General features: G+C 44.1%; 19 protein-coding genes. 10 read left to right on the top strand and 9 right to left on the bottom strand.

Features of this window, described 5'->3' with window-relative positions; genetic code table 11:
• Positions 1-111 precede the first annotated feature (111 nt).
• Positions 112-1,593, top strand: coding sequence for an HDOD domain-containing protein (locus LEP1GSC058_RS03625; RefSeq protein WP_016547804.1), 1,482 nt, complete (start codon positions 112-114; stop codon positions 1,591-1,593).
• On the top strand, positions 1,580-2,377 hold the full coding sequence (locus LEP1GSC058_RS03630) for an ABC transporter ATP-binding protein (protein WP_016548256.1): 798 nt from the start codon (positions 1,580-1,582) through the stop codon (positions 2,375-2,377). The genes LEP1GSC058_RS03625 and LEP1GSC058_RS03630 overlap by 14 nt, the downstream gene beginning before the upstream one ends.
• Positions 2,378-2,387: 10 nt before the next feature.
• On the opposite strand, the gene topA is transcribed toward LEP1GSC058_RS03630, so the two are convergent.
• The 5 genes from topA to LEP1GSC058_RS03655 all read right to left on the bottom strand — a co-directional run bounded on the left by topA (position 2,388) and on the right by LEP1GSC058_RS03655 (position 8,254).
• Positions 2,388-4,232 (bottom strand): type I DNA topoisomerase, encoded by a 1,845-nt coding sequence (gene topA, locus LEP1GSC058_RS03635; RefSeq protein ID WP_016548180.1) that lies wholly within the window; start codon positions 4,230-4,232, stop codon positions 2,388-2,390.
• A 38-nt stretch (positions 4,233-4,270) separates the two neighbouring features.
• The gene (locus LEP1GSC058_RS03640; protein ID WP_016548108.1) at positions 4,271-5,119 is read right to left on the bottom strand and encodes an oxygenase MpaB family protein; all 849 of its coding nucleotides are present in this window, start codon (positions 5,117-5,119) and stop codon (positions 4,271-4,273) included.
• Positions 5,120-5,453: 334 nt separating this feature from the next.
• Positions 5,454-6,383 (bottom strand): cysteine synthase A, encoded by a 930-nt coding sequence (gene cysK, locus LEP1GSC058_RS03645; protein WP_016548010.1) that lies wholly within the window; start codon positions 6,381-6,383, stop codon positions 5,454-5,456.
• Between the two features lie 226 nt (positions 6,384-6,609).
• Positions 6,610-7,692 (bottom strand): hypothetical protein, encoded by a 1,083-nt coding sequence (locus LEP1GSC058_RS03650; RefSeq protein ID WP_016547819.1) that lies wholly within the window; start codon positions 7,690-7,692, stop codon positions 6,610-6,612.
• The gene (locus LEP1GSC058_RS03655) at positions 7,685-8,254 is read right to left on the bottom strand and encodes a gamma carbonic anhydrase family protein (RefSeq protein ID WP_016547857.1); all 570 of its coding nucleotides are present in this window, start codon (positions 8,252-8,254) and stop codon (positions 7,685-7,687) included. Before LEP1GSC058_RS03655 ends, LEP1GSC058_RS03650 begins: the two co-directional genes overlap by 8 nt.
• A 110-nt stretch (positions 8,255-8,364) precedes the next feature.
• Here LEP1GSC058_RS03655 and lepB point away from each other — a divergent pair, with 110 nt between their 5' ends.
• On the top strand, positions 8,365-8,922 hold the full coding sequence (lepB, locus tag LEP1GSC058_RS03660) for a signal peptidase I (protein WP_016548143.1): 558 nt from the start codon (positions 8,365-8,367) through the stop codon (positions 8,920-8,922).
• Here lepB and LEP1GSC058_RS03665 read toward each other — a convergent pair.
• Complete coding sequence (locus tag LEP1GSC058_RS03665; RefSeq protein ID WP_016547854.1) at positions 8,917-10,593, bottom strand: dolichyl-phosphate-mannose--protein mannosyltransferase; 1,677 nt, start codon at positions 10,591-10,593, stop codon at positions 8,917-8,919. The genes lepB and LEP1GSC058_RS03665 overlap by 6 nt on opposite strands.
• A gap of 187 nt (positions 10,594-10,780) precedes the next feature.
• On the opposite strand from LEP1GSC058_RS03665, the gene gap reads away from it, so the two are divergent.
• From gap to LEP1GSC058_RS03700, 7 genes are all read left to right on the top strand, one after another.
• Entirely contained in the window at positions 10,781-11,788 is a 1,008-nt protein-coding gene (gap, locus tag LEP1GSC058_RS03670; RefSeq protein ID WP_039948001.1) for a type I glyceraldehyde-3-phosphate dehydrogenase, read from the top strand.
• 3 nt (positions 11,789-11,791) lie between these two features.
• Complete coding sequence (locus LEP1GSC058_RS03675; RefSeq protein WP_016548003.1) at positions 11,792-12,982, top strand: phosphoglycerate kinase; 1,191 nt, start codon at positions 11,792-11,794, stop codon at positions 12,980-12,982.
• A 41-nt stretch (positions 12,983-13,023) separates the two neighbouring features.
• Positions 13,024-13,776, top strand: a complete 753-nt coding sequence (gene tpiA, locus LEP1GSC058_RS03680; protein WP_016548038.1) for a triose-phosphate isomerase — start codon at positions 13,024-13,026, stop codon at positions 13,774-13,776.
• A 170-nt stretch (positions 13,777-13,946) separates the two neighbouring features.
• Complete coding sequence (secG, locus tag LEP1GSC058_RS03685; RefSeq protein WP_016547830.1) at positions 13,947-14,333, top strand: preprotein translocase subunit SecG; 387 nt, start codon at positions 13,947-13,949, stop codon at positions 14,331-14,333.
• Positions 14,296-15,036: an endostatin-like outer membrane lipoprotein LenA gene (lenA, locus tag LEP1GSC058_RS03690; protein WP_016548159.1), complete on the top strand. Its 741-nt coding sequence runs from the start codon at positions 14,296-14,298 to the stop codon at positions 15,034-15,036. The genes secG and lenA overlap by 38 nt, the downstream gene beginning before the upstream one ends.
• A 5-nt stretch (positions 15,037-15,041) precedes the next feature.
• The gene (locus tag LEP1GSC058_RS03695; RefSeq protein WP_039947948.1) at positions 15,042-16,166 is read left to right on the top strand and encodes an LIC_12097 family sensor histidine kinase; all 1,125 of its coding nucleotides are present in this window, start codon (positions 15,042-15,044) and stop codon (positions 16,164-16,166) included.
• Positions 16,167-16,168: 2 nt separating this feature from the next.
• Positions 16,169-17,161: a response regulator transcription factor gene (locus LEP1GSC058_RS03700; protein ID WP_016548139.1), complete on the top strand. Its 993-nt coding sequence runs from the start codon at positions 16,169-16,171 to the stop codon at positions 17,159-17,161.
• 11 nt (positions 17,162-17,172) lie between these two features.
• On the opposite strand, the gene LEP1GSC058_RS03705 is transcribed toward LEP1GSC058_RS03700, so the two are convergent.
• Genes LEP1GSC058_RS03705 through argS form a run of 3 tightly spaced genes read right to left on the bottom strand, consistent with a single transcriptional unit; the run spans position 17,173 to position 21,277 of the window.
• Positions 17,173-18,261 carry a WD40 repeat domain-containing protein gene (locus tag LEP1GSC058_RS03705; RefSeq protein WP_016548013.1) on the bottom strand — a complete coding sequence of 363 codons (1,089 nt, stop codon included), beginning with the start codon at positions 18,259-18,261 and terminating at the stop codon, positions 17,173-17,175.
• Complete coding sequence (locus LEP1GSC058_RS03710; RefSeq protein WP_016547973.1) at positions 18,258-19,514, bottom strand: CinA family nicotinamide mononucleotide deamidase-related protein; 1,257 nt, start codon at positions 19,512-19,514, stop codon at positions 18,258-18,260. The genes LEP1GSC058_RS03705 and LEP1GSC058_RS03710 overlap by 4 nt, the downstream gene beginning before the upstream one ends.
• Entirely contained in the window at positions 19,514-21,277 is a 1,764-nt protein-coding gene (gene argS / locus LEP1GSC058_RS03715) for an arginine--tRNA ligase (protein WP_016547921.1), read from the bottom strand. Before argS ends, LEP1GSC058_RS03710 begins: the two co-directional genes overlap by 1 nt.
• Positions 21,278-21,281: the final 4 nt, after the last annotated feature.

Below are 21,281 nucleotides of genomic sequence, written 5' to 3' on the forward strand. Positions count from 1 at the left end.
TCCTCTGGGAAAAAGTATATCCTCTCTCCCGGACAAACGGTTCCGGATCGGATTCCGGCGATTGCATTTTTTTTCTTGCGAGTGCGGGGTTCTAACCTAAATTTGAGGTCAATGTTAAACGTCTCAGAATATGCGGATTCGCTCTCCTCGGGGAAAGAAATTGATATCGAATATAGATTTATTTCAGACGAAGACCACCAGCAGATTTACTTGCTTCTTTTGCAAATTCTCGGACATTTGGACCGCCTTTTTCTTACCGAAGTAATTTCTACGATTCTCAAAGAACTTCTTATGAATGCCAATAAGGCCAATGCAAAGAGAATCTTCTTTTTGTCGGAAGGATTGAATATTTCCGATACAACTCAATACCAACGTGGAATGAAGCGATTTCAGGAGGAAATCATTCACAAATGGGACGAGCAAGAGCCGGTCTTGAAGGGTTCTAATTTTTCTGTCCGTCTGCGCGCTAAAATTCTGAATCAAAATCTGATTTTTCTGATAGAAAATGATTCCCCTCTTCTCCCTCAGGAATCCGACCGAATTAAAGCTAGGCTGGAATCTGCCAGCAAATTCAACGATTTATCGGAAGCGTTTCTTACCATGGCCGATAGTCAGGAAAGCGCCGGGCTCGGAATCGTACTCATCCAACTACTTTTAAAAAATTCCGGAATTGGAATTGATAAGTTCAAAATCGAATCCGACGGAAAAATCACGCGTGCGACTTTAGTAATTCCGAAACAGATCGTTCCGTTGGAAGTAACGACGAAATTGAAAGATCGAATTTTCACGGAAGTCGAAGGCCTTCCTCCTTTACCCAATACGCTTACGAAAATCATCAGCCTATGCAATAACGCCGACTCGGATATGGGAGTGATTGCAAGCGAAATAGAAAGAAATCCCGCGCTCAGCGCCGATCTTCTGAAACTTTCAAACTCCGCAGGGTTTGCTAGCCGAAACAAAGTAAATACGATCGTTCAAGCTGTCAAAGTCGTAGGGCTCAAAAACGTAAGGAATCTTCTCTATGTTTCAGGCGTCCGAAAAATTATGGAAGGTCGTTATACCAAGCTTCAAGAGGTTTGGAATCATTCCAATTTAACCAGCTTTTTAGCTCGACAAGTTTCGCAAAGAGCCGGCCTAGTTAAGCTCGCGGATATAGCCGCTGCAGGAGCCTTGCTGCATGATTTAGGAAAGTTTGTCTTACTTGCCCTTGATCCGAATCTATTCAGAAAACTAAGCGCCTTCCAAAAACATCGAGACTTAAACAATTCCACGATTTTTGAAGAAATCTCGATCGGGATATCTCATCCCACGCTCGGAGGAATGTTAGCTCGAAAATGGGATTTTCCACCGGACCTCGTCAATATGATAGAGTTCCATCACCGCCCTTTCATGGCTTACGGAACGATTTACGCCGACCTAGTGGAAACAGTATATCTTGCAAATATGATGAGCGACTTTGTGGAAAGGAAAGTCACTTATTATGCCGTCGACTCTAATATCCTACGTAAGTTCGAACTGGACGATAAACAGAAGTTCGAAGAGACTTGCGAAAGATTGACTAAGGCTTACGAGATCGCGAATGAAGAAAACTGAGCAATCACTCTTAAATCTGAAAGGAATTCGTTTCTTTCGTTCCGGAACGCCGATTTTAGAAGGAATCGATCTAAGAATCAACGCTAATGAACATTGGGTTTTATTAGGTAGAAACGGCGCCGGTAAAACGACTCTTGTAAATTTGATCTATGGAACGGACTGGCCGACAGCCGGACGGATCGAACTATTCGGAGAGGCATTCGGAGAAGTTCCCATTCAAGAATTGAGGAACAAAATCGGCATTTTAGATTCATCCCAACAAGAAAGCGCTCTGCAAAGAAGCTTAACCGTATTCGACGTACTTCTTACCGGTTTCTTCCATACGATCGGATATTATCGAGACCCGGATGCTTGGGAAGAAAAGGAAGCCGATCGTATTTTAGAAGAACATGGAATGGGAGCAAAACGCAAACAACTATTCCGAACTCTTTCATCCGGTGAGAAAAAGAAAGTACTGTTTTTGAGAGCGATGTCGACATCTCCGGATTTCGTCATACTAGACGAGCCTTGCTCGGGATTGGATTTAACGGCGAGAGAAGAGTTCATCGATTTTTTGGACGGTTATAAGAAGAACCGAAATTTCACTTCAATCTATATTACGCATCGGTTGGACGAAATTCCTCCGTTTTACGAGCACGCGGCGCTATTAAAATCCGGCAAAATTTTGTATTCCGGCATGATAGGCGACGCTTTCACCTCGGAAAGATTAACGAATCTCTACGATCGCAAAGTGCTTGCGGAAAATCGAAACGGAACTTGGGTAACCATTGCCGATCGATCTTAAGAGAATTTAATCATAGATATTCCGCATAATCGCATTCAGGAAACCTCGAACAAATAAAGTATTCCTTTTTTTTGGAGGATCTCTTTCGAATTCTTTGTCCTTTCCCGCATACCGGACAGATGCCGTAGCCGAGAACGGCCTTGGATGTTTTTTTCCATTCCGAGGAGGCGGATTTTACATCGGCATTCTTCAGAACCGTCTCTAATTTCGAGTAAAAATCGGTCAGTAAAAGAGATCGAGAAACCGATCCTTCCGCAATTTGATCTAATTTCATCTCCATATCAGCCGTAAACCCGTCTCGAAATAAATCCGGAAACGCTTTTTGCAGGAACGAATTCACTTTTTCCCCGAGGTTGGTCGCTAAAATCCCGATCTTATCCCGAATCGCGTAGTTTCGTTTATAAAGAGTTTCTAATATATTCGCGTAAGTGGAGGGTCGGCCAATTCCTTCCTTTTCCATCTTGGCAACTAAAGTCGCTTCGGAATAGCGAGGAGGAGGTTCGGTAGTTCTTTTTTGTATCTCCCATTTTGTAGGAGATAGTATTTCTCCGACCTTCCAAGGCGGTCGGAATTCCTGAACATCTCCGTAAACGACTCTGTATCCCGGAAATTCAGTCCGTTTAGTTTCTCCAATCCATGCTTCGGAGCCCGCTTCGGCCTGAAACCGGATTCTAATCCAGGTTTCCGGTTTCATTTGAGAGGCAATAGATCGTTTCCAAATCAATTCATATAATTTCTTTGCGTCTTTATTCAAAGATCGTTCATTAATATCTTGGATATCTTTAGGAGTTAAAGTGGGATCGACGGGACGTATGGCTTCATGAGCGTCTTGAGTCTTTCCTTTCCCTTTTTTTTCCCTGTAAGAAAAGTCTTCCGCCGATACGAATTCCGCGCCGAAGGAATGTATTGCCTCCTTTTTGAGTTCAAATCGGGCTTGCGCGGAGATTCGAACCGAATCGGTTCTCATATAGGTAATTAAACCTTGACGCTTTCCTTGTCCTAAATCGATCCCTTCGTATAGAGATTGTGCCAGTTTCAACGTTTTAGATGCGGGAAATTTAAAAAAACGGAACGCTTCTTGTTGAAGACTTGCCGTCGTAAAGGGTGCAGGCGGTAGAGTTTTTCCTTTTCTTTCGGAACGATCAATAATCGTTAAATTTGCATTTTGCTTTATGAGATTCCGTAGAACGGCGATGCCTTCTTGTTCAGTTTCAAAGGCTCCGTTCTTCCGGCGAAATAAAATAAAATCTTCCTTCTCCGGCGAAAAATGAACCGTTGCAATTACTTCCCAGGAGTCTTCAGGAAGAAACGTCCTGATCTCAGTCTCACGCTCGCAAATCCATTTCAAAGCGACGGACTGAACCCTTCCCGCTGACAACCCGGAGGCGATCCCCTTCCATAAAAAAGGGCTAATTTTGTATCCGATCAGTCGATCAAGTATCCTCCGAGTGACTTGAGATTCCACCATGCGGTGATCGATCTCGATCGGATGCGATATCGCTTCCAAAACCGCAGCTTTACTGATCTCCCTGAATTTGACTCTCTTGACTAACGCGCGCTTGCCGATTCTGTCAGACAAGATGGATCCGATAAATTCTCCTTCTCGATCCGGATCGGTAGCGATTAAAATCCGATCGGCGCTCTTCGCCGCTTTCAAGATCTGAGCCAAAACTTTTTTCTTGCCGGGTAAGAGTTCGTACTCCGGTAAAAAATCTTGAGAGATATCGACGCCTAATCTATCAGACGGTAGATCCACAAGATGGCCGAAAGTCGCTAGAATTTGAAAATCACTACCCAAGTAGGAGGATAAAGTCCGAACTTTCGTGGGAGATTCGACGAGTAAAAGTTGAGGCATCGTAAGGCGTGTCGAAAAGGGCGACCCGCCTGTACTTTTTAGAAGGGACCTAAGCTTTCAATCAAATATCCGTCCGGATATGTCGGGTTCTTTCTTTTCGTAACGAAGAACGGTTTCCTTCGTGGCGGCCAAAAATATCTCAGGACAAAAGCTCTTAACTTAAAAGCTGCGACCGTTACACCTCTAATAAGAAAATTAGGATTAGGAAATCCCATTGCATTTCTCAATTGAGTATCCATTAAGGAAAAAAGAGCCTGAGAGACTAAAAAGGAAAGTCCTGGAATTTTAGGCAATCTCCCTATTGCAATCCGCAAAGTTGCCGCTCCCAATCTGATTCCTTCCGGAGTTTGTTTAAAATTTTTGGATTCGAAAGTCAGATTGAAATCTTCCATCTGTTCGTATGTCTTCGGTAAATTTTTGATATTCATCATTTCACCGATTCGTCTCCACAAATGGAAATTAGCTAATTTTTCCCGAGATGAACTTTTTCTCCAACCGAACCTGGCATTCCAGCGAGAAGGTTCGAAGATAAAAGTAGTAAGTGTATAGAGAAAGTCTTCATTCTTAATCTTATATTGTTTATGAATTTGATTCATTCGTCGAATCGCTCTTCGACCGTTCTCACTGTCTAATCCGTTTTCCAGAAATTCCCCTAAGACAAGAGTGGTATCATCGTATCTCTTTTGGCCGAAATTTTCGAATTGCTTGGTTTCATCTAGGATCTTCGCGATAGAAGGAATGGCATATGTCCGGAAAAACGCCAACGCTAAGGAAATTTCCACGTCCTGCGGGAAATCGTAACTGCCGGAAAGGAATGCGATTCTATGCGCATCTTTTTCGGGATCCAGCTTTTCAATTTCTCGTAAAATTCGTAATCTATCAAACATATATATTCCTGTCTCTTCTCATCACGGTGAGAACTCATTTACAAAAAGCTAATCCTACATAGAACACTGATTGCACAAGATTTTTTCTAATGGCACGCGATAGGTTGGATAACAAACCAGAATCTTGCTGGGAAATAATTGCTTTTATATAAAAGTAATGAGCGGGAGTTTTCTGTCCCCACCCAGGAAGGGTGGGCTCTCACTTTTCGCAAAAAGCGCCCTACTCATCCGACATAGATATAAGAATATAAAAAAAACCCGGCTAATGCCGGGATTTCGTAGGGCTTTTTTAGGGCAACTCGTCGCCGACTTATTTATCGCGGCAAACTTAAGCTCAACCGTTAAGAGGAACGGGGAATAGACCTTCAATAGAAAGATATCTCTCTCCGGTATCATAATTGAAAGTTAGAATCGTAGATCCTTCGGGAATATCCGGCAGTTTTTTAGCGACTGCGGCTAACGAAGCGCCGGAAGAAACACCCAAGAAGATTCCCTCTTCACGCGCAGCGCGTAACGCATATGCAAAGGCTTCGTCTTTGGATACTTGGATAACTCCGTCTAACAGATCCACATGCAAGTTTTTGGGAATAAATCCGGCGCCGATTCCTTGGATCGGGTGGGGCCCCGGCTTTCCTCCGGAAATAACTGGAGAAGCCTCCGGTTCTACCGCATAGACTTTTGTTTTTGGAAATTTCTCTTTGAGGACTTTTGCAACACCGGTAATGTGACCGCCTGTTCCGACTCCGGTAATCAATACATCTACACCGTTCGGAAAATCTTTTAAGATTTCGGCGGCAGTCGTTTCGATATGAACTTTAATATTCGATTCGTTTTCAAACTGTTGCGGCATCCAAGAATTTTGATTTTCGGATACAAGCTGCTTCGCACGCTCTATTGCGCCGGGCATTCCTTTTTCGCGAGGAGTAAGATCAAATTCGGCCCCATAGGCTGCCATGATTCTTCGTCTCTCGACACTCATTGATTCAGGCATAACGAGAATTAATCGATAACCTTTCACGGCCGCAACCAGCGCCAGTCCTATTCCTGTGTTTCCGGAAGTAGGTTCGATAATCACTGTATTTTTGGTTAATTTTCCGCTTTTTTCCGCATCTTCAATCATAGAAAGAGCAATACGATCTTTGATAGAACCACCGGGGTTAGATCGCTCAAGTTTAGCGTAAACAGTGTGTTTGGAATCGAAGAGACGATTGATCTTTACATGAGGAGTATTTCCTATAGTCTCTAAGATATTATTTGCTTTCATTGCTTGTTCCTACCTTTTCTAACTTTGATTCCGGCAATTTGCTACTATATTGGAAACAGTTTTCAATATATCAAATATTTCAATAAAAAAAAGGGCTTGCAAGGCTATTTTTCGACTCTAGGCCCGAAATACAAAATACACTTCCTCGCTAAGCTCAAAAGAAATCGAGTTTAGCCGATACAGTTCCAAAATATTTGCAAGAATTCACTGCGAGTAACGCATAGGATTAAACGGTCTTCAGCACAATTCCAGCCAAAAATGCTTCCACCTTAGGTCCCCATTCTAATCCTAAACCTTTGAAAACGGCATATAAAGTGGAAATATGAACGTTAGAATCTCCGGGCGTTGCAGCATATCCTCGTATCTCTTTCCCTCTGACTTCCAATGACGCTAGAGGGAAAACCGCGTGGGAAAAAATTCTGCCGTACAATCCGCGATCCCTTCCGGATGAAAAAATCGAGTTCGTTGATATCAACTCGGTTACGGAAAGAAAAGGATCGGTCTGAATTTTATCCATGACCTCCTCCATTTTCACCTCTCGCTTCAACTTGAGCCTAAACCGAATCAAATGCATGTACGGAGAATTAATCGTAATCGAAGAAGAACTCAAACTGATTTTGAAACCGAGAGTAGCATAAACTTCGTTGAGAAGTCGCCCATGATGAGTCCCTGTTTCCGATTCAGGCAAGACTAATAGAGGCCCGGTCACGTGAGGATCATTTTTAGCCATATCCGCGTCACGTCGAATCACGAAGAAATCCGCGTCTTCCAAAACAGCAGGAAGTTCGGTCGCTTTTTCCTCGTAAAGCGGACGGAGTATTCCGGCTAACGTATGAGTATTGCAGGTGGAGACGTGTACGAACCTAGGAATTTCTTTTTCAAGAATAACCGCATTCTCAGGATAAAGAAACTGCGGGCCGAATTTGTGTTCACTTCCCTGCGCAACGAATAATCTGATCCCGTTATACGATGCGGACTCATATTCAGGAATTCTCTTCTCGGCAATTCCAGGAGGAGAAGAATCGCACAAGACGCAAGAATTTTGGAGCGCTTCCTGTTTCGGTATCCATTGAGGAAAAAAATCTCTAACATGATTTTCCCCGTCGTCGACTAACTCGGCTCCCTTTTCTAAAAGAGAAAGAATTTGAGGAATCTCGGCTTTCCTAAGTTGATAAGGCTCTACGAAGACCCGAAATCCTCCGAACTTAGCCTTTATCAGCAATAAAATCGAGGCCAACGGCCAACCGATCACACCGGTACCGCGCAGGTAGACTCCGAGACTTCTCGCACTTCCGTAAGAATCAGTCATTTTTGAAAAAACTCGGCCGGGAATAATAAGGATCGTTCATATAATTCGTTTTGTATTTCACGTAATTCCCCGTTGTTCTTGTGATGATCTCGCGCTCCTTTTCCGTAATATCTCTTATGATCTTAGCCGGAGATCCCATGACCATCACGCCAGGCGGAATAATTTTCCCGGGCGTGACCAATGCGCCTGCTGCGACAAACGAATATTCGCCCAACTCGACTCCGTCCATAACGGTTGCCCCCATTCCGACGAAGGAAAAGTTCTTTAAAATACATCCGTGAATTGTAGCTCGATGGCCGATGGAAACATTATCGCCGATTTCGACGGGATATACGTCTCTCGCGACATGTATGACCGTCATATCTTGGATATTCACATTCTCTCCTATGCGAATATAATTTACGTCCCCTCTTACGAGCGTTTGGAACCAAATGGATGAATTTTTTCCGATCGTTACGTCTCCGACTACCTGAGAACCGGGAGCCAAAAAAACGCTATCATGGATATTCGGGCGCTTTCCCCAATATTCCAAAACCATTCCGTACCCGCGCGCATCGCTCATAATGAAGAACTTCCCCCGATCATTTCCGTTCCATTTTCCGGCCCGTTAAGTTCATCCACAAGTCGAAATTCCTTTTGACCGAGTAGGCGCTACGACAAAGGATGGGATGAATGTTTACGCCTCGCAAAGGATTCGGAGAAAAGGAAAAGAAGTTCGATAAAAAACGATTCGCAAAGTTGCTCGGATTCTCATTAACGATCGGTCTACTCTCTGCCTTGCTTATCAGATCCTGGATTTTTTTTCCGTTCACTTCGAATACCTCGGAAATGAATCCTGCGATTCCAAAAGGAAAAAGAATCTATATTTATCGTTGGATTCAACCCTCTTCGCTATTTTTAGGGGATATTGTTTTAGCGGAACATCCGACTCAAGCCGGGAGTGTAGTTTTAGGAAGAATCGTGGGTAAGCCGGGTGACACTCTTTCCATGAAGGAAAAAGTTCTATTTAGGAATAGCATACCCGAAACGGAAGTCAGTTTACCCTACAAGATTTCTCATCAAGACGGTAGAAATCCATTTCCATCGCTACATTCGAATCGGGACAATTTTTCGGCTCTCCTCGTCGAGGATCGAAATTTCTTTCTACTTTGCGATAATCGGGACGATTGCCTGGATTCCAGAGATTTCGGCCCAATTCCTTTCGAAAAACTCATCGGTAAAGTATTATAGGACCTTTCTTTTCTTTCGGAAAATTTCGAACGCGACTCCCGTGACATCCGAAAAGGCGGAGATTGAATCGTAATTTAATTTCAAACGATCGGAGAATTCCGGCCACCTGTCTTTCTTAACCAGGTCTCTTTTATTGATCGGATCCTCCGCTATCACTATAAGATCGAACTGAAACCGATCCATCTCCGAGAGAAATTTTTTACGAAACTCCTCCTTTTGAGACGAGTCCGCCCAAAGACCGTAATCCAAAGTAAAATAGGAATCGAACTCCAAGTTATATCGTAATATTGCAGCCAAGGAAAACGTTGCGCTATCCAGCGCAACATAAGAGATCCTTTTCGTTTCACTTCGTAATTCGGGAACGATTCGATCCAACTCTTCGTACAATCGAAACGGCTGCCATCCTTGGGCAAGACGAGGACCGACGAGACCGTTTCCCTTATACAACTGCAGCGAAAGATTTTGTTTTTTGAAATTGCAGAAAAGAATTCCGCCGAATAAGAAAATCGAAAAAAAAGCATTCGTAGTCCGCGTCGATTCCTTATCCGAAAGATATTTAATAAAAGTGGAATATGCCGATCCAACGAGAACGGCCGCCATACATTGCAAAATCACCCAAGTAGGAATCAGATAATAATGAAATCCCCGAATTTGAATCCAGTAGGTCAAAAGCCCCGCAAACAAGGAAGGCAGGAGTAAATGAGAATCTCGGTATTTTTTCGTAAAAATAAATAAAAAAAATACGATCAGGAAATATCCGCCGAACTTACCGCTCCTCGCGTTACTAAGTGGAATTAGAAAATCGGATCCTGAGAACGAAAATAAGGAGAGAACCGAGGATTCCCAAGACGGCATCGGGAGCAGCTGATTGTGAGATCGAATATTGGAAGCCAGCGCATCAAAAATCAAAGTCGTTTTTCCAGATGCCAAAATAGGCCAGAAAAGAAATAGGAGGACCGATACACCGACGACACAGGCGATTACGATGGATAGATGTTCCTTTCTGGAAAGACTCGGAACTCCTTGTCCTGACTTCCTAAATTGTTTTAGAAATGAATAATATCTTTCTCCGAGCAGAATGATGGGAAACAAAAGAAAGAAAGGCTTAATCATAGCCGAGAAGACGGAGAGCGCGACTATGATCGGTAATCTCCGGAATAATCGCAAATATCCGTCCTGGGTAGGATTAGCCTCTCCTTTTTGCGGAAGGAGTACATTCCAAAGCAAGAAAAGAGGAAGGAGAAAGATAGTTTCTCTCTGAAAACTCCCGTAGGGAGCCGCCTCCTCAGGCAGCGTTAGAAATAAGAATCCGCCGACAAAGGCAGGGACGAATCCGGAGCTGCGATATAAAAAAAGGCAAAGTAACCCGGCGCAAACCAAAATCCAAATCAGTTCCGAAAGCCGAATCCCAAAATCGGAAGTTCCAAAAATATGCAAAAGAAGCAAATTCGTCCAGTGCGTGCCAGGAAGGTTAAACGAATAAAAATCGAGATACGGTAATTTTCCTAAACCGAATAAAACGGATTCTAACCGTAATTGAGATGCGTCCAAACTCAAATACGCCGGCCATCGTAGGAAGGATGAGTAGAATTCAAGCAGATTTGCCGTAAAACCGATGGCAATTCCAACGGAGATGAAGACGAGAAGTAACCGGATTTTCTGTGTTTTCATTCTTGGGTTTCGCTTAGGAAGATCCCCCCTTAGTCCTCTTAATTTCAAGTTAAAATGATTGTCCTAAGTCTCTCGTTTCCCGTCAAAAAACGGATTTTCAGGAAGGTTTTGTCCTAAAAATATGTTCCTGAGCGGGTTTCAACGCGCGCAATCTCAAACAGAAAGCCTAAGGAAAAAAGGGAAGAACATGACAAGAATCGCTATCAACGGTTTTGGAAGGATCGGACGACTGGTATTTCGGGCCGGCATCAAAGATCCGAATCTCGAATTTGTAGCTATCAATGACCTCGTAACGCCGGATAACCTGGCCTATCTATTAAAATATGATTCTACCCACGGCCGCTACGACGGAACGGTAGAACACACCGACAAAGAAATCATTATAGACGGGAAGAAAGTTCTTTGTGTTTCCGAAAGAGATCCTGAAAAGCTCCCCTGGAAAGATCTTAAGGTCGATTACGTCGTGGAATCTACCGGTCTATTTACGGATAGATCCGGTGCGGAGAAGCACCTCAAGGCAGGAGCCAAAAAAGTCGTAATCTCAGCTCCTGCGAAAGATAAAGACATTCCTACTTTCGTAATGGGAGTCAATAACGAGAAATATAACGCGGCAAACGATCATGTAGTATCGAACGCTTCCTGCACGACTAACTGCCTGGCTCCGATCGTAAAAGTGGTTTTAGATAATTTCGGAATCGAAGAAGGCTTGATGACTACGATTCACGCGACAACATCCACTCAACCTACCGTTGACGGTCCTTCTAAGAAAGACTGGAGGGGCGGAAGAGGAGCGATGCAAAATATCATTCCTGCTTCCACCGGTGCGGCCAAAGCTGTCGGCCTTTGTATTCCTGAAGTGAACGGAAAACTTACCGGTATGTCTTTTCGTATTCCTGTTCCCGACGTCTCAGTTGTGGACCTGACGGTTCGAACCGTAAAGGAAACGAGCCTAAAAGAGATTTCGGCAAAATTGAAAGCCGCCTCTGAAGGCGCGATGAAAGGCATTTTAGGATACACCGATGAAATGGTCGTCTCCACCGACTTCTTAAGTTCGACCCTGTCTTCGATATTCGACCACGATGCAAGTATCGAATTGAATTCTCGATTCTTTAAACTGGTTTCTTGGTACGACAACGAGATGGGATATTCCAATCGCGTATTAGACTTAATTCGCTACATGGCGAAAAAAGGTTGATCGATGCAACAACTACCTAGACTCGAGCACGAAGATCTTAAAGGCAAGCGAGTCTTCCTCCGTGTTGATTTTAACGTTCCTATTGAGAACGGTAAAGTCACGGATTCGACCCGAATTGAAAAAACAATCCCAACCATCGAGCTCCTTGTAAAAAAAGGAGCCCGGATTATCATCGGAAGCCATCTCGGTCGCCCGAAAGGAAAACCCGATCCCCAATTTTCTATGGAGCCCGTTTTTGAAGTCTTCAAAGGATTAATTAACGTACCTGTTTCCTTCTCGAAAAACGTCGTAGGAGACCAAGTAGTCAAACTCTCCAAAGACTTGAAAGACGGTGAAATTTTAGTTCTGGAAAATTTACGTTTTCATAAAGAAGAGGAAGAGAACGATCCCGGGTTTTCGAAAAAGCTTGCGGCATTAGCCGACGTTTACGTGAACGATGCGTTCGGAGCGGCTCATAGGGCGCACGCCTCTACTGAAGGAATCGCTCATCTCCTTCCGTCATTTGCGGGCCTTCTGATGTATAAGGAAATCGCCGAGCTATCCAGCCTACTTTCCAGGCCCGCGAAACCTTTCGTAGCCATTATAGGCGGTTCCAAAGTCTCTTCAAAGATCAGTGTAATTAAAAACCTGATCGATAAAGTGGACCATATTTTGATCGGCGGAGGAATGGCTTATACCTTCCTCAAGTCTCGCGCGGTTCCCGTGGGAAATTCCTTAGTCGAAAAGGATTTCGAAGTCGAAGCCTTCCAGCTAATCGAACGAGCCGGAGTCGCCGGAGTCGATTTTCAACTTCCGGTCGACCATATCATCGGAGATAAATTCGATCCGAAAGCCAAAAGTAAAACCGTGGATAAGATGGGAATTTTGGACGGATGGATGGGAATGGACATCGGCCCGAAAACGATATCAAATTACGAAAAAGTGATAAAGAACGCTGCGACCATCGTGTGGAACGGACCGATGGGGGTTTTCGAGTTTGATAAATTTGCTGAAGGAACTATGGCAATCGCGAAAGCGGTCGCAAAATCGAAAGCAAAAACCGTCGTAGGCGGCGGCGATTCCATTGCGGCCATTAATAAGGCGAAAGTGGAAGACAAGATCACTCACGTTTCTACCGGTGGAGGAGCCTCTTTGGAATTCCTGGAAGGAAAAAAACTTCCCGGCGTACAGGCTCTTCTGAAAAAAGCGGAATAATCCCCGCGTAAGATTCTAATTTATAGTCGAGGAAAGACGATATGCGACCTAAAATAATTGCCGGTAACTGGAAAATGAATCTCTCCGAAAAAGAAGCGCTCTCATTAGCGGCCGGACTCAAGGAGAAGTTACCGTCGATTCAGAAGGACAAAAAAGCGATCGTCTTTCCCTCTTCGATTCACCTGGCGTCCATATCCAAAATTTTGGAGGGTTCCGGAATCGGTGTAGGCGCGCAAAACATCTACCCTTCTCCGCTCACTGCAATGACGGGAGAAACCAGTCCCGACCATCTGAAAGAGCTCGGTCTCAAATTCGCTTTGGTCGGCCATTCGGAACGTCGCCAATTTTTAGGAGAAACGAATTCGTTTTGTAACCAAAAAGTCTCATACCTAGCCTCTCATGACTTTACCGCCATTTACTGCGTGGGAGAAACCCTAGCGGAACGTGAAGCGGGTAAAACTTTCGAAATTTTGGGAACACAGATATGGGAAGGCTTGGCAAACATTCATAGCGATTTATTCCCCCGAATCTGGGTCGCCTATGAACCGGTTTGGGCGATCGGAACAGGGAAAGTAGCTACACCTGTTCAGGCCCAAGAAGCACATTCTTTCATTCGGAAAGAAATCGAAGGCCTCTTCCAAAATGGGACGGAAATTGCCGCCTCACTTCCAATTTTATATGGCGGATCGGTTAAACCGGATAACGTAAAAGAACTTTTATCCCAGCCGGATATCGATGGCGGGTTAGTAGGCGGAGCTAGCCAAAAGTTGGAAAGCTTCCTAGGTTTATTTTAAGCGCTAGGGTATTCGAATTCGATCGATTCCTCTGCAATCGACGGAACGTCCCTTCGGCTGAAACGATCCGGGTGGGTTTTTAATTGTCACCACGGGCGCTCGGCATAGCTTGGATCGTGGCGGCTTCTTTTAATCCGCAAACTGACCCAATCATATAGGATTTTCGCAATATGGGATTTATTACTGGAACTATTCTTGTCCTCTTCGTTTTCGTTAGCCTTTTTCTCATCCTGTTGGTAATGATCCAAACCGGAAAAGGTGGGATGGGCGGCGTTTTGGGCGGCGGGGCAAGCCAATCAGTATTCGGTTCTTCGACCGCAGATGTTTTGACAAAAGCAACTCGCGTTGCAGGTCTTCTTTTTTTGGCGCTCTCTTTGATTCTTTCTTTCCTTTTTGCTAAGACTAGTGGATACAATACGACTCCGGTTCCGGAAGTGGTACCTGCTCAGTCCGCTCCGGTTGATGGAACCCCAGAGAACCAAGGAGGCTCCAATGCCCAGCCAGCTCAGCCGACTCCAAATGCGGCAACCGCTCCCCAAGGACAAACAAAACCGTAATTTTTTCTCTGCAAAGCCGAGATCGGTCGAAAGAACCGTTCTTGGCTGCGTTTTCATAATTCTAATAACCGCATTCCCCGCTTTTTCCCAATCCCAAGACCCTCAGAAATCACAATCCTCTCAAACGGCGCAAATCCTGAATCAAAGGATTTTAAAAGCCTATGAAAGTCTAGGTGTTGCCCGAGAACTCTTAAAATTAGAAAGAATGGAAAGCCTCCCTCAAGGGACTGTCGTCACCTGGGTAGGAAATTTTCCCAATCGGAAGGGAGTAAAAATCACTAAATTCTCCGTAACCCAATCCCGGCAAATTCCTGGCGGAATCGATCGATCGGAAGAAAAATCCATTTTGCTGGAATTTAACGGATCCACACTATCAAAAGTCGAATCCGAAATAAAGACCGCGAATTACGCTACGGAAGATACGACTTCAGTACGCATGACCGATACTACTCCTCTGGATAACAACGTGGACGATCTATTGATTCATGCCGATCGAAACGGCCGAGAGGCGGAATACCCCCTCAATTATCTTCCGGACGAAGGCGTAAATCGCGAACGATCGGAATTTAAGAAGGAATTCTATCTAAAGCTGATCGAAGATTTTTTCATTCACGTTCTCAGAATTCAGGAAATGCAGAATCAACAAACTGCGAAAAATCAAAAAAAATTACTGCAAACTTTTAAAGAATCCCTAGAATATTGATTCGGATGTCATCCCTAATGGAAAACCTCCACGAGCGGGCGGAGGAACTCCAAGCAATTCTCGACGGTATTACGGAACCCCTCGTATTAATCGATTCTGGGTTCAGAATTCGTCGTGTAAACAGAGCCACATTGGAGTTCTCTGAAGAAACGGATTTCCCATCGGTATTGGGAAGGAAGTGTTATTCTCTCTTATACAATCGTTCCGCCATATGTCCTTTCTGTCCGATGAAAGATCATTATGAAAATGAATCCGATTTCAATCGGGAGTTCGAAGGCAGAAACGGTATCAGTCGCGAAATCTTCCATGTATCAAATAATCAAAAAGAAACGCTGTATCTTGACTTTTTTCCTATCAAGAAAGACGGCAATATAGTTTCGGTCGTTGAGAAAATCAGCAACATAACTCGGATCAAAGAGAAAGAGGAAGAGAATCTCCGGATCCGAAACCTTGCTTCCCTTGGAATTTTTATCTCCGGAGTAGCGCACGAGCTGAATAACCCTCTTACCGGAATGAGTCTAACTCTCCAAAATCTTATGAATAATCTTTCGAGTATGGATCCGGATTTTTTTCGGAAAAGACTCGAAATGATTAAGGAAGATCTGACTAGAGCGGCAATGATCGTAGCGGATATCATCAGTTTTGCCAAACCCGATAAATTGGTGACTACTTCGGCTGATATTTACGAAACCATAATGAAGGCCAAGGATTCGGTCATCTGGGTTTATCCGGTTTTATCGAAGAATATCGAGTGGGAAATACTTTGCGAACCGGGAATTTATTTCCAGTTTAATCCTGTAAAGATAGAAAGACTGTTTATAAATTTATTTAAAAATAGCCTGCAAGCGTACGATTATGGGGAAGGCAAGATACGAGTAGAAGTTCGACGGACCAGAAACATGTTGCATATCTTCGTCGAAGATACTGCCGGCGGAATTCCGGAAAACATGTTGGACAAAATCTTCTCCCCCTTCTTTACTAAGAATAAATCGGGAGTCGGCACTGGTTTGGGATTATCGATCTGCCACTCCATAGTTAGGGAACACAGCGGGGAATTGACCGTTCGCTCCTACGATCGTAAAACTAGGTTTAGAGTTTCCCTTCCCCTAGAACAACCTCGAGGGAACTAGCTTTGTCCAAGCATCGAATCTTAGTCGTCGAAGATATTCATTCCATACGCGAAGCGATCAAGGATATTTTGACTCGCAATTACCAAGTATTCGATGCGGAAAATTACGACGAGGCAGTGAGGATTCTATCTTCGAATCCGGTGGATTTAGTCATCACCGATATACGAATGCCGGGAAAATCAGGATTGGATCTTATCAAAACGATTCAGAAAGATCACCCGCAAGTTTTATACTCCCTGATGACTGCGTACAATATTAATGATTACATAAAATTCGCGTACGAACACGATATCTGGAATATCATTCCTAAGTATTCCTTCCTAGATATTAACCTTATTTCGGTGATGGTCCATAAATTACTGAATAAGGATATATTCGGCGTGGAAAAATACTTCGGTCCCGGATTTTCCTTGATGGACGGTGATTCCGAAGGATTTAGCCTTCCTCCCGAAAACGGAGTCGTATTCAAAAAAATCAGTTCGGATGACGAGCGGAATTATCTTTGCAACCGAATCGCAAAATACCTAATCGAAAAAGGAGCTCCCAACGCGGTTCACCAGATTCTGGAAGAGTTAACTTCGAACGCAATGATTCGGGCCCCGAGAGATTCTAAAGGAAATTCCAAGTATCAGTTCGAATTGCCTTCCCGCGATTTATTGGTTCCGCTGGAGAATATTCAGCTCGCAGATACCGACTATTTTGAAATCGGATACGGGATTGCGGATAATTCTTATATTATCGTAGTTAGGGACCATTTCGGATCCTTGAATAAAAAGGAAATTCTAAAGCGTTTGGATCGCCATATTACCGTTGAGGACTCAAACGGGCTACCCGCCGGGTTAGCCGATTCACACGGCAGGGGTCTTTATATCTGCCGGGAAATTTCCGATCAATTGATTTTCAATATCGCAAAAAATCGGAAAACTGAGATCATCGCTCTGCTTGACAAGCAAACGAATAAAGGATACAAATCGCTTTCCATTTACGAAGCGTAAAAAGATTCAGTTTATCTAAGCTGTTCTTGAAAAAGAACGATCTCTTTCGTTCCTTCCATAAACGCTGCTCCGATTGTTCCTGTCGAAAAAAACCGAAACGGCTTCTCAGAACTAGGAATCCGTTCTTCCCGGAGAGAAACGCCTTTCTCGTTTAGAAAGTACAAAATTCCCTCCGCTTCTCCGGCAAACCAAGTTCCGGAATGGAAAACGGTCTGGTATACCGAATTCATCTTTGTCCTTTTCTTTTCGAAAAGTATCTTTCCGTTTTTTGAATATAAAATCAGTGCGTCGGGAAATCCGGCAAGGACCTCCCCTTCCGGAGAAACTGCGAGATTGATTTTATGAGGAAATACTTTCCCCAAATTCCATTCTTCTTTTTCCCCTCCTCCGTGATCAAAGACGCGAATATAATCCCTATTTCCCTTTAGAAAATGAACGGCAATCCGATCTCCGTTGGAAGAAATCGCCAAACTCTTTGCAAAAACAGGATCTTTATCTCCGATCGTTTTTGAAAACAGCAGATCGCCTTTACCGTCCAGTAGGAAAATCTCTCCTCCCGAAAAGAGAACCGCGCTTTCTCCCTTGGAGAAAGACTTGGGAGAAAAAGCAAGATCGGTAAGAAACCGCCCGTCCATTTTTTTTATCCCCATCGAATTCCCGTTAATGTCGGAAATTAAAACCTGATTATTATCTCCCGATAAAAATAGGATAATATTTCCGTCCGGATGAATTCGCGGATAACTTTTATATTCCTTCGTCCAAAGTAATTCTCCCGCTTCCGAAAAAAGCTCAACAGCCGACCCTATCTTTTTATAGGCAAGAAAACCCTTTGCAGTAGTCGGGTATTCGATTCGATTTGAATCATCGATGGGAGTTTCAGTTCCTTCCGGAATCCTGATATAGCTTGATTTAGTCTTATATCCGTTTAATTTTTTTTCCGGCTCAAAGGAGGTTCTAGGGTCGGGAAACATTCCTAGCTTTCCCTCCTTGCTCCAGGCCCAGGTTCTTTGAATCCCTCGCGCAGTGTCATAGGGATTCCCTAGAAAAAAATAAAAGCCCAAAAAGAAAATTAAAGTTAACCCCGACACCTGTGCAATCATGCGTTCTTCCTTAAGCGATCATAAAGCAGATATAATGCGGTCGTCGCGACTGCATCGCGAAACAAATCCCTTTTGAACGGAAAATAAAGTTCCTTAACCGTCGATCCTTTATCGCGCACATAAATTCCGATAAAGACCGTCCCGACTCTCTTAGTCTCCGTCGCCCCACCCGGTCCGGCAATTCCGGTAATACTGATTGTTAAGTCGGTATTTAAAACTTGTGCAGCTCCTTCCGCCATTTCCTTTGCCGTTTCGGAACTTACCGCTCCGTAGGTTTCTAAGGTTTCTCGTCGAACTCCTAGCTGGGCTTCCTTAACCGAGTTGGCATATGATACGATGGATCCGATAAAATACTCGGAAGATCCCGCGCGATCCGTGAACAACTTAGCCACCAAACCCCCGGTACAACTCTCCGCAGTGCCGACCGTCAGCTTTCTTCCCATTAATAATTTCGGTAAGTCTTCGAAAACGTCTCCAGTACATAGATCGCCGTATCGTTCCTGCGTTGCGGAGATCAGTTGGTCGACGATTTTTCGATCAGAGGATTGATAAGTGACCCGCAAAAAACCTCGCTTTGCTGCCACACCCCAAATTGCTTTTCCTTCTTTTAAAGCAGGAATTCCTTGTATGAATTCCTGCTGAAACGTGGATTCGCTCATTCCCCAGATGAATAGAAAATCTGAATATAATTCTTCAGAACGGAATAGACGAGTGAGGATAGGACTCAGCTCGTTGGAGAACATCGCAGTCATTTCTTTTGGAACGCCGGGCATACATCCGAGATACACGTTCGGGCCTAGTTCCGACCAAAATCCCGGCGCAATTCCGACTGCATTCGGAAGAACCTTGGATTTAGATGGAATCGATACTTGGCGAACGGCAGTTTCTAAAGTTTCTTCAAAGGGTCTTCCCCGTAACCGATAGATAGCTTTTAGTCGGTCCAAAGCCGTGGAATCTTGGACAGGTTGCGAGTCCGTCAGCTGACAAACGACCTCCAAAGTATAATCGTCTTCGGTAGGACCTAGGCCCCCGGTCATTATGATTACGATAGGCCGATCCGAGGAGGCGCCGACCGTAAGAGATTTTAACTCATTACGAATCAGATCCGGAGAATCCGGGAGAACTAGAAATTTTTGGACGATAAATCCGAGACCAAAGAGTTCGTTTGCAATCCAGGATGAGTTTGTATCCTGACTACGACCTGCGGTCAGTTCCGATCCGGTAGAAACGATTACAAAATGCGCAGAATTCATCATAGCTCCTTGTCCAATCTCTCCGGAGCGGAAACGCCCAATAACCCGAGGCCCAAGGATAAAACGGTTTGCGCCGATTTACAAATTCTAGCCAAACCTAGTCTCGTATTCTCGTCCGCGTCTTTCAAACGATTGTTTTTAGCGATATAGAATTGGGTAAAAGCTCTAGCTAAATTTTGAAGATAATTGGTAAGCCTATGCGGTTCCAAACTTTGCGCGGCATCGGCGACTTCCTCGGGAAAACGGGCTGCCCAAAAAAGCAAACGTTTCCGTTCTTCCGTCATCTCCAAATTCCTTAATGCCTCCGAGTCAGAGTCGGTTCCAACTTCTCTAAAAATGGACGAGACTCTAGCATGAGCATACTGCAGATAGAAAACGGGATTCTTGTCCGATTCATCTTTCGCAAGGTCCAAATCAAAATCCAAGGGGGAATCCAAAGATCTCATGACAAAGAAATATCTTGCGACGTCTCTCGCATGTTTTCCGAGGTAGCCGAGCAAATCCTCCATCGTTTGAAATTCTCCGGCTCTCTTGCTCATTTTCATTTTTTGTCCGGCCATCAATAAATTCACTTGTTGTGCGATCACTACTTGGAAATTTTCCTTAGAGAATCCAAGAGCTTGTACCGCCCCGACCAATCTCGCAATATAGCCGTGATGGTCCGGACCCCAAATATCAATGATCCGATCGTAATTTCTTTCTATCTTATTTTTGTGGTATGCGATATCCGCTAATAAATACGTGGGGCGACCGTCGTCCCTGACTACCACTCTATCCTTATCATCTCCGTAATCCGAGGAACGAAAGACCTGCTTACCGTCCTCCTCGAATATCTTACCGGATTTTTTTAAATCCTCTAAGGCATCCAAAACTTTGCCGGATTCGTGCAGACTAGTCTCCGAAAAGAAACGATCAAATTCGACTCCGAATAAATCCAAATCCTTTCTTTGCCAAACAAGATTGGATTCTACGGCCCAGCCGGAACATTTTTCCGCCAACAATCTATATTGCGAAGTCTTTAGGAGGCTTTTTATTTCCTCGCCAGTCTTAATATTCTCAAGCAATCGTTTTGCGATCTCTCTTAAGTATTCTCCGCGATATCCTTCCGACGGAATTACATTTTTCGCAAGTAACTCGTCCAAGGGGGTACCGTCTTCGGTCTCCTGAACGGATGACGGCTCCCCTAATTGCTCCCGAATTCGAACGAGAGTGGATACTCCCAGTAGAAACACTTGGTTTCCGTAATCGTTCACATAAAATTCTTTCTCAACTTTATGCCCGACGGCTTTCAATACGTTTGCCATCGCATCTCCGGTTGCGGCGGCTCTTGCGGAAACGATATTTAAGGGTCCGGTGGGATTTGCGCTTACGAATTCCAAATTTATCTTTTTGGAATGTAGTACTTGCGGAAACGCCTGATCGGCAAGAACCGACGATTCCAAAAATTGAATCAAGTATGAAGGAGAAATTCTAAAATTAACAAAACCGGGAGGAGTATAATCCACCTTTTCGAATAGATCCGTTTTCTTTCCTAAGATTTCGACCAAACTAGCGGCGGACTCCGTCGGCTTACGCCCTAAAAGTTTCGAATTCTCAAGCGCGAACGATGTCGAATAATCCCCGAAGGCTTCCTCTCTAGAATATTCGATTCGGACTTTAAGGTCCTGACGGTTTACGGAAGTCGCTTCGGTCTTACAATAAACGTTTATAGCTTCGTTTAGGACTTTGAGTACGATTTGTTTTATAGTTTCCGTTTCTTTCATTCTT

This window comes from Leptospira fainei serovar Hurstbridge str. BUT 6 (assembly GCF_000306235.2).
Taxonomy (GTDB): Bacteria; Spirochaetota; Leptospiria; order Leptospirales; family Leptospiraceae; genus Leptospira_B; species Leptospira_B fainei.